Annotated in this window: 9 protein-coding genes; all 9 read left to right on the top strand. The window is 60.6% G+C overall.

The window, feature by feature from the left end; genetic code table 11:
* Complete coding sequence (locus tag HMPREF2912_RS06375; RefSeq protein WP_070683602.1) at positions 1-795, top strand: ABC transporter ATP-binding protein; 795 nt, start codon at positions 1-3, stop codon at positions 793-795.
* 325 nt (positions 796-1,120) lie between these two features.
* Positions 1,121-1,642 (top strand): 50S ribosomal protein L10, encoded by a 522-nt coding sequence (gene rplJ / locus HMPREF2912_RS06380; protein WP_070520958.1) that lies wholly within the window; start codon positions 1,121-1,123, stop codon positions 1,640-1,642.
* An 86-nt stretch (positions 1,643-1,728) separates the two neighbouring features.
* Entirely contained in the window at positions 1,729-2,115 is a 387-nt protein-coding gene (rplL, locus tag HMPREF2912_RS06385; protein ID WP_070520955.1) for a 50S ribosomal protein L7/L12, read from the top strand.
* A 132-nt stretch (positions 2,116-2,247) separates the two neighbouring features.
* Positions 2,248-2,397 (top strand): type II toxin-antitoxin system RelE/ParE family toxin, encoded by a 150-nt coding sequence (locus HMPREF2912_RS12660; protein WP_083312487.1) that lies wholly within the window; start codon positions 2,248-2,250, stop codon positions 2,395-2,397.
* A complete protein-coding gene (locus HMPREF2912_RS12665) occupies positions 2,375-2,719 on the top strand; it encodes a HigA family addiction module antitoxin (protein WP_371441102.1) in 345 nt (114 codons plus the stop codon). The genes HMPREF2912_RS12660 and HMPREF2912_RS12665 overlap by 23 nt, the downstream gene beginning before the upstream one ends.
* Before the next feature lie 118 nt (positions 2,720-2,837).
* The gene (locus tag HMPREF2912_RS06390; RefSeq protein WP_070683604.1) at positions 2,838-3,794 is read left to right on the top strand and encodes a cell envelope lipid trafficking protein PgfA; all 957 of its coding nucleotides are present in this window, start codon (positions 2,838-2,840) and stop codon (positions 3,792-3,794) included.
* A gap of 294 nt (positions 3,795-4,088) precedes the next feature.
* On the top strand, positions 4,089-7,568 hold the full coding sequence (locus HMPREF2912_RS06395; protein WP_070520944.1) for a DNA-directed RNA polymerase subunit beta: 3,480 nt from the start codon (positions 4,089-4,091) through the stop codon (positions 7,566-7,568).
* 102 nt (positions 7,569-7,670) lie between these two features.
* Positions 7,671-11,666: a DNA-directed RNA polymerase subunit beta' gene (locus tag HMPREF2912_RS06400; protein ID WP_070520942.1), complete on the top strand. Its 3,996-nt coding sequence runs from the start codon at positions 7,671-7,673 to the stop codon at positions 11,664-11,666.
* 383 nt (positions 11,667-12,049) lie between these two features.
* The coding region (locus HMPREF2912_RS13345) for a Rib/alpha-like domain-containing protein (protein WP_304439944.1) at positions 12,050-14,327 on the top strand (2,278 nt) is incomplete at its 3' end.

Below are 14,327 nucleotides of genomic sequence, written 5' to 3' on the forward strand. Positions count from 1 at the left end.
ATGAACAGTTGCGAGCTGAAAGCCCAAGGCATCCATGCCGGTTATCAGGGCGGGAAAGATATTCTCTCCGGGGTTGACCTCGTGGCCCGCCCGGGGGAGGTCACCACGCTCATCGGCCCCAACGGCTGCGGGAAATCGACGTTGCTGAAGACCTTGTCGAAGATTCTTCGCCCCCGGCAGGGAAGCGTGCGCATTGGCGAGTTGGATGTGCATTCCATGAGCCCGAAGGAAGCGGCGGCCCACGTGGCCTTGCTTCCCCAGCACCCGATGGCGCCGGATGGGCTGCGCGTCGGCGAGCTCGTTGCCCGCGGGCGGTACGCGCACCTTGGGTGGGGAAGGGGACTGTCAGCGCGGGACCACGAGATCATCGCGCAGGCCTGCGTGGAGACAGGCATCACCGATTTCATCGACCGCGATATCGCGGCGCTGTCGGGCGGCCAGCGTCAGCGGGTGTGGCTCGCGCTGGCTTTGGCTCAGGACGCGCCGGTGCTGCTTCTCGACGAGCCCACCACCTTCCTCGATCCCGCCCACGCGATGGGCGTCTTGGAGCTCGTCCGCAAGCAAGCGCGCGCTGGGAAGACGGTCGTCGTCGTGCTGCACGACCTCATGCTGGCTGGGCAGTTCTCAGACACCATGGTGGTCATGAACAACGGCGAGGTCATCGCGCGGGGCACGCCGCAGCAAGCGTTGACCAAAGAGGTGCTGGCGGCGGCCTATGGCATCGATGTGGACATCTGGGAGGATCCTCGCAGCGATGCCCCCGTCATCGTTCCGCGCGGTGTGCTCAAGAACTAAAGGGCACTAAGGCAAAGCCCCAGGACCGCGATTTGGAGTTGGCCCGTGCAGGCTGTAGAGTACCTAGCGAAGTTTGAACGGCCCCGAAGTGGTCGAGTCAAGGTTCACCAAAGACCGTCGGTCATCCGGAATATCGGATCGAAGGTTCCTCGCTCTAGAGGGCGGCCCACGCAGGAGACACTTTGCGAATTACCGCGGATTTCCGCGCGCGCCCTGTGCTCTTGCACGGGGCTTTTGTTATTTCGATTGTCGTTAACGACAACCGAGGTGGGAAAGGTCCCGGCGGAAAACACAAGAGATGTTTCGAAAGGAGGCGTAGTAGAAAATGGCAAACCCGAAGAACACCGCAGACCTGGCAAAGCTGAAGGAGAAGCTCGATGGCGCTAACTCCATCGTGCTCACCGAGTACCGTGGCCTGACCGTGGGTCAGCTCCAGGAGCTGCGTAACAACCTCGGCTTTGACGTTGAGTACTCCGTCGCCAAGAACACCCTTTTCAAGATCGCTGCCAACGAAGCTGGCATCGAGGGTCTTGACGAGCAGCTGACTGGCCCGACCGCTATTGCGTTCATCAAGGGCGAGGCAGTGGATGCTGCGAAGGTCATCACCAAGTTCGCTGATGACAACAAGGCACTCGTTATCAAGGGTGGCTACATGGACGGCGACGCTCTGTCTGCCGACCAGGTTGAGGCCATCGCCAAGCTAGACAACCGCGAGACCACTCTCGCAAAGCTGGCTGGCGCCATGAAGGGTTCTATGGCAAAGGCTGCCGCCGTATTCAACGCTCCTGCAACCAAGATGGTCCGCACCGCTGCGGCCCTGCAGGACAAGAAGGCTGCGGAAGCTTAAGACGCCAACTAAAGGCGCACAACTTAAACACACACACTTTTCTGGCCGCTTAGCGCGGCCAGGCACAATGAGAAAGGATGCCAATCATGGCTAAGCTCACCAAGGACGAGCTCATTGAAGCTTTCAAGGAAATGACCCTCATCGAGCTCTCCGAGTTCGTTAAGGAATTCGAGGAGGTCTTCGACGTTGAGGCCGCTGCTCCGGTTGCTGCCGTTGCTGCTGGTGCCCCGGCTGCCGGCGGTGCTGCTGAGGAAGAGAAGACCGAGTTCGACGTCGTTCTGACCGACGCTGGCGCTAAGAAGATCGGCGTTATTAAGGCTGTCCGCGAGATCGTCTCCGGCCTGGGCCTGAAGGAAGCTAAGGAGCTCGTTGAGTCCGCTCCGAAGGCTATCCTCGAGGGTGCTTCCAAGGACGACGCTGAGGCTGCTAAGGCTAAGCTCGAAGAGGCTGGCGCTTCCGTCGAGCTCAAGTAATTCACCTGAATTACTCAGCTTTCCCGCGCAGCGCACTCGCTGCGCGCCAACAACCCCGTTCCGCTTTTGCGCGGTGCGGGGTTGTTCCCGTTTTGTCGGGACCCCGATAGCCCGGCGGATTCTAAACATTTCGTGTCAGGCCTTGACACTAGGGTCAAAAAGAGACACTATTGGCGTGGGTTTGAGGGTTACCATTCAATTCGCGTCAACTCGCAGTGGCGCATCATATTCAACTGGACACCCGAAGGAGCTGTTGCCGTTGACTTTATCGACTACCACTGAAGTACGCACTCTTGTTGATGTTGTTCCTGTTCCGCATCCCGGAGAGATCCTTCTCCTAGAATTCCTCAAACCCTGCGGTATCACCCAGTATCGTCTGGCCAACGACATTGGCACTACTCGTTCCCAAGTTTCCAAAATTACCCGCGGTACGCTCGGTATCAGTGCCGATATGGCTTTGCGTTTGTCGGCTTACTTTGGGAACTCCGCGGAATTCTGGCTCGGACTCCAAGAGGAATACGATCTGTGGAAAGCTCGCCAGACCACTGATGTCAGCGCCATCGTTCCGTGGAATCACAAAGAAGAAGTTGACTCTCACTCATAGAATCAGTTGACTTGCGCTCACTTCGGGGTCGGTGCAGTCTCACCGCAGCTGCGTAAAACTGAAACGCACCCTCCAGGGAAATGTGTTTTGAACAAACGAGTCGGTAGGATAAGCCACCATGCTGCCCAAGTCCCGCATCTTCTCCGTCCTCCTGCTCGGCCTCGGCGTTGCGCTGATCGCTGCCGGTCTGGCGGCGTCGAGCTTCTTGAGCTTTAGCCCGCGCCTGCCGCTGGATATCAAGAACACCACGTGGACGATGCAGGATGAGAGTGCCACCGCGCAGGCTCTGTCTGCAGAGGGTGTTACGCAGTACGAGGGGCCGATGACCTATCAGCTCAACCTGGACATCCAGGATCCAGCGGACAAGGACACCGCAACGCTGCGGGTGGGGGAGTCCGCCATCCGCGGCGGCACGGGCAATGTGGAGGACTTGAGCTTTGCCCGCGTGTGGAACTATCCCGTCGATCGCCTTAGCGGTGAGGCCACGGGCCCGGCGGCGCTCTCCCACACCATGGGCTCGCCCACGGCGGAGGTGCCCGTCGAGGGCTACTGGCTGAAGCTGCCCGCCGATGCTGAGCAAACCACCTACCCGGTCTTCGACCCGGTGCTGCGCAAGGCGGCCGATGCCGTCTTCGAGGAATCCCTCGATATCGACGGCCGCACGGTCTACCGCTATCACCAGGAAGTGGAGCCCACCAACGTGGCTACCCTCTATGCCGGTAGCACGACGACCACGCTGAGCAATGAGGACGGCTCCACCGAGCAGGGCTACCTCTTCCATGCAGCAACGCGGGACCTCTTCGTGGACCAGGCCACCGGACTCGTCGTGGGCATGGACGTCGATATCAAGGACTACTGGGCAGACCGTGAGGGTAACGAGCGCGAGATGCAGTTCGCCTTCAACGGTGCGACCGATGAGGAATCCCGCGCGGAGATGCTCCAGCAAGCTGAGCGCTTCCCGCGGAGTGCTGTGGGGCAGTGGGTGCGCTGGGGTGGCCTTGGCGTTGGCGCGCTTCTGGTGCTGCTTGGGGCGCTGGGCGCTTTTCGCCGTCCCACCAACCGCCACTCCCGCTAGCCGCGCGTGCTAGAGGCCCGCGCGTGCGGATCTCCGAAGCGACACGCCGACGGCACGTTTCGCCTTTACAAGGCCGCCATTATGCTATAGGCTATTTCGTTGCGCTGGAATCTGGATCTTTAGTGCACATTTAGCCTTTCGAGCGGTGATGGCAAAACCGACTTGACAAGGTGATTTTGTGCATTCTAAACCCAGTCGTTCCACAGCAGACCGAATGCTAAATCTACCAGCGGTTTTGCACCTCACCGGCCAGGGTGGGGAGGCAATCCGCCAGAGGTACTGGAAGGACCCATCTTGGCAGTCTCCCGCCAGACCAAGTCAGTGGCCAACATCCCTGGAGCCCCGAAGCGATACTCCTTCGCTAAAATCAGCGAGCCCATCGCTGTCCCGGGCCTCCTTGATCTACAACTCGATTCTTACGCGTGGCTCATCGGCACCCCCGAGTGGCGTGAGCGCGAGCAGGCAGAGCGCGGCGAAGACGCACGCGTGACGAGCGGCCTTGAGGATATCCTCGAGGAGCTTTCTCCGATCCAGGACTACTCGGGCAACATGTCCCTGTCCCTGTCGGAGCCTCGCTTCGAGCCGGTGAAGAACACCGTGGACGAGTGCAAAGAGAAGGACATCAACTACTCGGCGCCACTGTACGTCACCGCAGAATTCATCAACAACGACACCCAGGAGATTAAGTCCCAGACCGTCTTCATCGGCGATTTCCCGATGATGACTGAGAAGGGCACCTTCATCGTCAACGGCACCGAGCGCGTTATCGTCTCGCAGCTCGTGCGTTCCCCGGGTGTGTACTTCGACCAAACCATCGACAAGTCCACCGAGCGCCCGCTGCACTCCGTGAAGGTCATTCCTTCCCGCGGTGCGTGGCTCGAGTTTGACGTCGACAAGCGCGACACCGTTGGCGTGCGCATCGACCGCAAGCGTCGCCAGCCGGTCACCGTGCTGCTCAAGGCCCTGGGTTGGTCCGAGGAGCAGATCAAGGAGCGCTTCGGCTTCTCCGAGCTCATGATGTCCACCCTCGAGTCCGATGGCGTGGCCAACACCGACGAGGCTCTGCTGGAGATCTACCGCAAGCAGCGCCCGGGCGAGCAGCCCACGCGCGACCTCGCGCAGGCGCTGCTGGATAACTCCTTCTTCCGCGCCAAGCGCTACGACCTGGCCAAGGTTGGCCGCTACAAGGTCAACCGCAAGCTCGGCCTGGGCGGTGACCACGACGGTCTGATGACCCTGACCGAGGAAGACATCGCCGTCACCCTCGAGTACCTCGTGCGCCTGCACGCCGGTGAGCGCGAGATGAAGGCTCCGAACGGCGAGATGATCGCCATCCACACCGACGACATCGACCACTTTGGTAACCGTCGTCTGCGCACCGTGGGCGAGCTCATCCAGAACCAGGTCCGTGTGGGCCTGTCCCGCATGGAGCGCGTCGTCCGCGAGCGCATGACCACCCAGGATGCGGAGTCGATTACCCCGACCTCCCTGATTAACGTCCGCCCGGTCTCCGCCGCTATCCGCGAGTTCTTCGGTACCTCCCAGCTCTCGCAGTTCATGGACCAGAACAACTCCCTGTCTGGCCTGACCCACAAGCGCCGCCTGTCCGCGCTGGGCCCGGGCGGTCTGTCCCGTGAGCGCGCCGGCATCGAGGTGCGAGACGTTCACGCTTCGCACTACGGCCGCATGTGCCCGATTGAGACCCCTGAGGGTCCGAACATTGGTCTGATCGGTTCCCTGGCTTCCTATGCCCGCGTCAACGCTTTCGGCTTCATCGAGACCCCGTACCGCAAGGTTGTGGACGGCAAGGTCACTGACCAGGTGGAGTACCTCACCGCCGATGAAGAGGATCGCTACGCCATCGCGCAGGCCGAGGTCGAGAAGGCTGCCGACGGCACCCTGACCGGCGACCGCATCGAGGTCCGCCTCAAGGACGGCGATATCGGCGTGACCGACGCCGCCGGCGTTGACTACGTTGACGTTTCCCCGCGCCAGATGGTCTCCGTGGCTACCGCCATGATTCCGTTCCTCGAGCACGACGACGCTAACCGTGCCCTCATGGGCGCGAACATGCAGCGCCAGGCCGTGCCGCTGGTCCGCTCCGAAGCCCCGTACGTGGGCACCGGTATGGAGCAGCGTGCAGCCTACGACGCCGGCGACCTCATCATCACCCCGAAGGCGGGCGTGGTGGAGAACGTCACCGCGGACCTCATCACCATCATGGATGACGAGGGCCAGCGCGATACCTACATGCTGCGCAAGTTCGAACGCACCAACCAGAACACCAACTACAACCAGACCCCGCTGGTCTCCCTGGGTGAGCGTGTCGAGGCAGGCCAGGTGCTTGCCGACGGCCCCGGTACCCACAACGGTGAGATGTCCCTCGGCCGCAACCTGCTGGTTGCCTTCATGCCGTGGGAAGGCCACAACTACGAGGACGCCATCATCCTCAACCAGCGCATCGTGGAGGAGGACATCCTCACCTCGATCCACATCGAGGAGCACGAGATCGATGCTCGCGATACCAAGCTGGGCCCAGAGGAGATCACCCGCGAGATCCCGAACGTCTCTGATGACGTTCTGCGTGACCTCGACGAGCGCGGCATCGTCCGCATCGGCGCCGACGTCCGCGCGGGCGACATCCTCGTTGGTAAGGTCACCCCGAAGGGCGAGACCGAGCTGACCCCGGAGGAGCGCCTCCTGCGCGCCATCTTTGGTGAGAAGGCCCGCGAGGTCCGCGATACCTCCATGAAGGTGCCGCACGGTGAGACCGGTAAGGTCATCGGCGTCTCCCGCTTCTCCCGCGAGGATGACGACGACCTGGCCCCGGGCGTCAACGAAATGATCCGCGTCTACGTGGCTCAGAAGCGCAAGATCCAGGACGGCGATAAGCTCGCCGGCCGCCACGGCAACAAGGGCGTTGTGGGCAAGATCCTCCCGCCGGAAGATATGCCGTTCATGGAGGATGGCACCCCGGTGGACATCATCCTGAACACCCACGGTGTGCCGCGTCGTATGAACATCGGCCAGGTGCTCGAGGTTCACCTCGGCTGGCTGGCACACGCCGGTTGGAAGATCGACACCGAGGATCCGGCCAACGCCGAGCTGCTCAAGACCCTGCCGGAAGAGCTTTACGACGTCCCGCCGGAGTCCCTGACCGCAACCCCGGTCTTCGACGGTGCCACCAACGAGGAGATCTCTCGCCTGCTGGCTTCCTCCAAGCCGAACCGCGATGGTGACGTCATGGTGGATGAGCACGGTAAGGCCCGCCTCTTCGACGGCCGCTCCGGTGAGCCGTACATGTACCCGGTTTCCGTCGGCTACATGTACATGCTCAAGCTGCACCACCTCGTCGACGAGAAGATCCACGCCCGCTCCACCGGCCCGTACTCCATGATTACCCAGCAGCCGCTGGGTGGTAAGGCGCAGTTCGGTGGCCAGCGCTTCGGTGAGATGGAGGTGTGGGCAATGCAGGCATACGGCGCTGCCTACACCCTGCAGGAGCTCCTGACCATCAAGTCCGATGACGTGGTCGGCCGCGTCAAGGTCTACGAGGCCATTGTCAAGGGTGACAACATCCCGGATCCGGGTATTCCGGAGTCCTTCAAGGTCCTCCTCAAGGAGCTGCAGTCCCTCTGCCTGAACGTGGAGGTTCTCTCCACCGACGGCACCCCGATGGAACTGTCTGGCTCCGACGATGATGACATGGACGGCGCTCCGTCCCTGGGCATTAACCTGTCCCGCGACGAGCGCTCCGACGCAGACATCGCCTAGCTTCTTGGTCCGCCGCTTTTACTGGCGGCGGGCATAACGAAACACCACCTACATACAAAGCCATCAACTTCCCCCTGACGGGGGATGAAAGGGAGACATTACGTGTTTGACGTAAATCTCTTCGACGAGCTCCGCATCGGGCTGGCCACGGCCGAGGACATCCGTCGCTGGTCCAAGGGCGAGGTCAAGAAACCCGAGACCATTAACTACCGCACCCTCAAGCCGGAGAAGGACGGCCTCTTCTGTGAGCGCATCTTCGGCCCAACCCGCGACTGGGAGTGCTCCTGCGGTAAGTACAAGCGCGTGCGCTACAAGGGCATCATCTGTGAGCGCTGTGGCGTCGAGGTGACCAAGTCCAAGGTGCGCCGTGAGCGCATGGGCCACATCGAGCTGGCCGCGCCGGTTACCCACATCTGGTACTTCAAGGGCGTTCCTTCCCGCCTGGGCTACCTGCTGGACCTGGCTCCGAAGGACCTTGAGCGCATCATCTACTTCGCTGCCAACATCATCACCTCCGTGGACGAGGAAGCTCGCCACAATGATCAGTCCACTCTGGAAGCAGAGATGCTGCTGGAGAAGAAGGACGTGGAGGATGACGTCGAGGCAGAGATCGCTGAGCGCGCTGCCAAGCTCGAGCAGGATCTGGCTGAGCTGGAGGCCGCCGGCGCCAAGGCCGACGCCCGCCGCAAGGTCCAGAACGCTGCCGACAAGGAAATGCAGCACATCCGCGAGCGCGGTGAGCGCGAGGTTGCTCGCCTCGACGAAATCTGGAACACCTTCATCAAGCTGGCTCCGAAGCAGATGATCATCGATGAGACCATCTACGAAGAGCTCGTTGACCGCTACGAGGATTACTTCACCGGCGGCATGGGTGCTGAGGCCATCCAGACCCTCATCCGCAACTTCGACCTCGAGGCTGAGGCTGAGGTTCTCAAGGAGATCATCAACAACGGCAAGGGCCAGAAGAAGATGCGTGCCCTCAAGCGCCTGAAGGTCGTCGCGGCCTTCCTGCGTTCGGGCAATGACCCGGCCGGCATGGTGCTCGATGCCATCCCGGTAATCCCGCCGGAGCTGCGCCCGATGGTGCAGCTGGACGGTGGCCGCTTCGCCACCTCCGATCTCAACGACCTCTACCGTCGCGTGATCAACCGCAACAACCGCCTCAAGCGCATGATCGACCTCGGTGCTCCCGAGATCATCGTGAACAACGAGAAGCGCATGCTGCAGGAGTCCGTCGACGCCCTCTTCGACAACGGCCGTCGCGGCCGTCCGGTCACCGGCCCGGGCAACCGCCCGCTGAAGTCCCTGTCTGACCTGCTCAAGGGTAAGCAGGGCCGCTTCCGCCAGAACCTGCTGGGTAAGCGCGTGGACTACTCCGGCCGTTCCGTGATTATTGTTGGTCCGCAGCTCAAGCTGCACGAGTGTGGTCTGCCGAAGCTCATGGCTCTGGAGCTGTTCAAGCCCTTCGTCATGAAGCGTCTGGTTGAGAACGATTACGCGCAGAACATCAAGTCCGCCAAGCGCATGGTGGAGCGCCAGCGCCCCGAGGTGTGGGACGTCCTCGAAGAGGCCATCTCCGAGCACCCGGTGATGCTGAACCGTGCACCGACCCTGCACCGCCTGGGTATCCAGGCCTTCGAGCCGAAGCTCGTCGAAGGTAAGGCCATCCAGCTGCACCCGCTGGCTTGTGAGGCTTTCAACGCCGACTTCGACGGTGACCAGATGGCAGTCCACCTGCCGCTGTCCGCTGAGGCACAGGCCGAGGCCCGCGTTCTGATGCTGGCTTCCAACAACATCTTGTCCCCGGCCTCCGGTAAGCCGCTGGCTATGCCGCGTCTGGATATGGTTACCGGCCTGTACTACCTCACCATGGACAAGGGTGAGGACGAGATCGGTGGCGAGGGCCGTTATCGCCCCGCCACGGAGGACCGTCCGGAGCAGGGCGTGTACTCCTCCTACGCGGAGGCCATCATGGCTCGCGACCGCGGCGTTCTGGGCCTGCAGGCCCCGATCAAGGTCCGCATCTCCCACCTGCGCCCGCCGGCAGACATCGAGGCAGAGCACTTCCCGGATGGTTGGCAGAAGGGCCAGGCATGGCTCGCTGAGACCACCCTGGGCCGCATCATGTTCAACGACCTGCTGCCGTGGAACTACCCGTACCTCGAGGGCGTCATGGTCCGTAAGGGCGGCGCTGGCAACAAGATGCTGCTCGGTGACGTCATTAATGACCTCGCCGCGAAGTACCCGATGATTACCGTTGCCCAGGTTCTGGACAAGATGAAGGACGCTGGCTTCTACTGGGCCACCCGTTCCGGCGTGACCATCACCATGCACGACGTGCTGGTCCTCCCGAATAAGCACGAGGTGCTTGAGTCCTACGAGAAGGAAGCCGAGCGCATCGAGCGTAAGTACTGGGAGCAGGGTGCTCTGACCGAGCGCGAGCGCTACGACCGCCTGGTTGAGCTGTGGAAGGACGCCACGGACACCGTGGGTAACGCCGTCGAGGAGCTGTACCCCGACGACAACCCGATTCCGATGATCGTGAAGTCCGGTGCTGCCGGTAACATGCGTCAGATCTGGACCCTGGCCGGCATGAAGGGCATGGTTGTGAACTCCAAGGGTGACTACATCACCCGTCCGATTAAGACCTCCTTCCGTGAAGGCCTGTCGGTTCTGGAGTACTTCAACAACTCGCACGGTTCCCGTAAGGGCCTGGCGGATACCGCTCTGCGTACCGCTGACTCCGGCTACCTCACCCGTCGTCTCGTGGACGTGGCGCAGGACGTCATCGTCCGCGAGGAGGACTGTGGCACCCGTCAGGGCGTGCGCGTCCCGCTCGGCGTCGAGATCGCCGAAGGTTCCTACGACCTGCACGAGCTGTGGGAGACCTCCGCATCCGGCCGCGTCGTGGCTAACGACGTCAAGGATGAAAACGGTGAGGTCATCGCTGAGGCAGGCGCGGACCTGACCGAGGAGCTCAGCCGCAAGATCGTCAACGCTGGCGTTCTGGAAATCAAGGTCCGCTCCGTGCTGACCTGCCAGACCCCGGCCGGTGTCTGTGCGAAGTGCTACGGCAAGTCCATGGCCTCCGGCAAGCTCGTCGATATCGGCGAGGCAGTCGGTATCGTGGCCGCACAGTCCATCGGTGAGCCGGGTACCCAGCTGACCATGCGTACCTTCCACCAGGGTGGTGTCGGTGGCGATATTACCGGCGGTCTGCCGCGTGTTCAGGAGCTCTTCGAGGCCCGTAACCCGAAGAACCGCGCTCCTATCGCTTCCGTCGACGGCACCGTGTCCCTGTCCGATGAGGGCAACTTCTGGACCCTGACCATCACCCCGGATGACGGTTCCGACAACGTGGTCTACGAGAAGCTGTCGAAGCGTCAGGGCCTGGCTCAGGTCCGCCGCCCGATGGAGTCCAACCCGGATGCCATGATCGAGCGCTCGCTTCGCGACGGCGACCACGTCACCACCGGTGACCGCCTTATGCGCGGTGCGGCTGACCCGCACGACGTGCTGGAGGTCCTCGGCCGCCGCGGTGTAGAGAAGCACCTCATCGACGAGGTTCAGGCCGTTTACCGTGCACAGGGTGTGGCCATCCACGACAAGCACATCGAGATCATCATCCGCCAGATGCTGCGTCGCGGTACGGTCATCGACGCCGGTACCACCGACTTGCTGCCGGGCAACCTCATTGACCTCTCTGAGGCCAAGCAGGTAAACGCCGCTCAGGTTGCTGAGGGTGGTCAGCCGGCACAGCTGCGCAGTGAGATCATGGGTATCACCAAGGCCTCCCTGGCTACGGAGTCCTGGCTGTCCGCGGCCTCCTTCCAGGAGACCACGCGCGTGCTTACCGACGCCGCTATCAACAAGCGCTCGGATCAGCTCATTGGTCTGAAGGAGAACGTCATCATCGGTAAGCTGATTCCGGCCGGTACGGGTATTTCCCGCTACCGCAACATCAGCGTCAAGCCGACTGAGGCCGCACGCAACGCTGCGTACTCCATCCCGACCTACGGTGATTCCATCTACGGCGACGATGGCTTTGGTGAGTTCACCGGTGCTTCTGTCCCGCTGGAGGAGGACTACACCTTCTAGGTGTAAAGCCGCGTGAGGCGCGCCGAAGTTAACCAATAAAGGCTGTCTTTCCGCTACCCTCGTCACTGCCCCCCTTAAACAGGGTAGTGGCGGGGGTATTTTATTTGGGGCCAAAGTTACAAACATAAAGAACCCTGTGAGCACCATGAACATTGGGACTGCCTGTGGCCTGCAAGTTTAGAATTTCTCATCAACGGAATAGCCAAGACGTGCATGGACACCGTTAATCATGGGCAAATTTTGCCCTTGCAGAGGGTGGCGGGGGGCGGGTAACGTCTCAGGTTGAGTCCAGTTTGCCTTCAGGAACGCTGAAGATGCTTCCAAATCTAACCGAGGGCGGACTGCTGACCGATTCCCTAATCGTTCTCATGAAAGGATTCTTCATGGATATGAAGAGTTTCAACGGTTCTGCTCGTCGCCGCGGCACGACGATTGCAGCCGCCGCTCTTTCCGTCGCTATGGTTGCGCCCTTCGTCCACCCGGTAGTCAGCCCGGCTTCTTCGCCGGCTGCTATCGCTCGGGAGGCAGCAGCCGGTCAGGATCGCAGTGTAGATACCCGAGGCACCTCGGAGGCCACTGCCATTAAGGCAGACGGCACTTGGGGTCAGAAGCAGGGCTACCAAGGCACGGTTTTCCTAAATCGTGATGGCCGCGTGTACACAAAGGATGACGCCGACGAAGCTATGGCGGGTGTCAAGGTCTTCCTGCAGTATGTCAACGGCAAGGGTCAAGTTTCGCCTATCTACTACACCACCTCTGATTCTGAGGGCAAGTTCGTCTTCGACTTGTCCAAAGCACCGAAGGATGGCCTAGGCAGACCAATCGAGTTCAAGCTGTCTGGTGATGGGAAGTTCCAGGTCCGTACGTGGGCTGCGAACCCAGATCCAGCAAAGTATATGACGGTTGCCGGTGGAGACATGTACAGTGGACGCTTCCACAACCGTTTGACCCGTGTATGGGAGAGTTGGGATTTTACGGCTGGCATTAACCGCATTGTGGGTGCCAAGGTTATATTCCAAGAGCGTTCAAACCTTGACGGTTGGCTTGCCAAGCCGGAAGCGGAGTGGACCGAGGCGCCGACGGCCGATAAGCAATGGCCCGAAACTGGTATCTATGGCCGCGCGCATGGCGAAGGATGGTGGGAGAACAATGAAGGAGGGGGAGGGATACCGGACTATTACTCCAAGGACTCTCAGGACCGTGCCGCGACCAATGTCAAGGTTGTTGGTTCTTATGTCAATGATGAGGTAGCGCGTGAGTTTGATGCTTGGAAAGACGCTCACAAGGGGCATAGCCGCGAGCAATTCCGTGTTGCGCAAAAGGAAATTGTCGATGCATACCAAGCCAAGCATGGCGTTGGCTCCCACATTGCTGAGTCCCGAGTGGCTTATGTAAAAGATGATGGCTCTTTCTACCTGCCGTTCGCTGGCTTGTACGGTACAAGCCGCGACAAAAAGGGGAACAAGGTAACTGAAGAGGAATGGGGTAAAGTTGTCCCCCCAGAGGATGAAAACCACAACAGCCTCACGCAGTGGGACGGTACCTCCTTAACGAAGCGCACACGTCACATCAACAGTGACTACATGTACCTGTACCCAGTAGTTGGCGACAACCGCGAGGTTTGGAATGCTAACTATCCGGACAATATGTTCCAGAGCCCTACAGCCCCATTGAACGGCAGGGACGAGGCAGGCCGCAACATCTGGAAGCAGAATTTCGCACTGCTGACTCCGCGCCCCATCCACGACGTGTTCAACTACGATAACGCGTCCGCTATTGCAGCTCCTGGTGACACTGCGAAGTCGAAGACGACTGGTCTGGTCCCCAACCAGCAGTACGCTATTGAGTGGTTTGCAGACGGTGAATCTACTGGTGAGATTTGCACTGTCACGGCTAACGATCTTGGTGAATTGGAGTCGTGCGACTTCACGGTCCCGAATGATCTCTCCAAGCCGACTGTGTACTCTTCTCAGGTCTTCTCTGCCGATGCTTCGGGTAAGCCAACGGGCACGCTCCTTTTGGCTGACTCCTTCTTGGCAGACCCGACCGTCGTTAAGTACGACGAGACCAAGGGAACAGCCAAGGAAAAGGACCTTGAAGTAAAACCTTCCTTCGACAATCCGAAAACTGATGCCGAAGAGAAGATGCCGGAAGGTGCATCCTTCGCGTTCGCTGATCCTGCTGCCGCTAAAGCCTTGGGCCTGGACATTAATCCTAAGACCGGCGCAATCACCTGGCCTAAAGATAAGCAGGTTGAAGGTGAAAACTCGGCACTCGTAAAGGTCACGTGGACGCCTGCCGAGGGCGCTGACCCGGTTACCCGCGAAGTACCGGCGAAGTTTGACCTGAAGGCACCTGCTGCGAAGGACAAGGACGCAGACAAGTATGACCCGAAGGGTAAGCCTCAGACTGTAAAGGTTGGTGAGACTCCGAAGGCTGAGGATTCGATTGAGAATCCTGGTGAGTTGCCGGAGGGTACCAAGTTTGAGTTCAAGGAGCCGGTTGATACCAAGACGAAGGGTGAGAAGGATGCCATTGTTGTGGTGACTTACCCGGATGGTTCGACTGATGAGGTTCCGGTGAAGATCACCGTGACTGAGAAGGACGTCCCCCCAACTCCGAACCCGGATGCTTCTGTGGTGACGGATAAGAAGACCGTTG

Origin of the sequence: Corynebacterium sp. HMSC056E09, assembly GCF_001813425.1 — a bacterium.
In the GTDB taxonomy this organism is placed as follows: domain Bacteria; phylum Actinomycetota; class Actinomycetes; order Mycobacteriales; family Mycobacteriaceae; genus Corynebacterium; species Corynebacterium hesseae.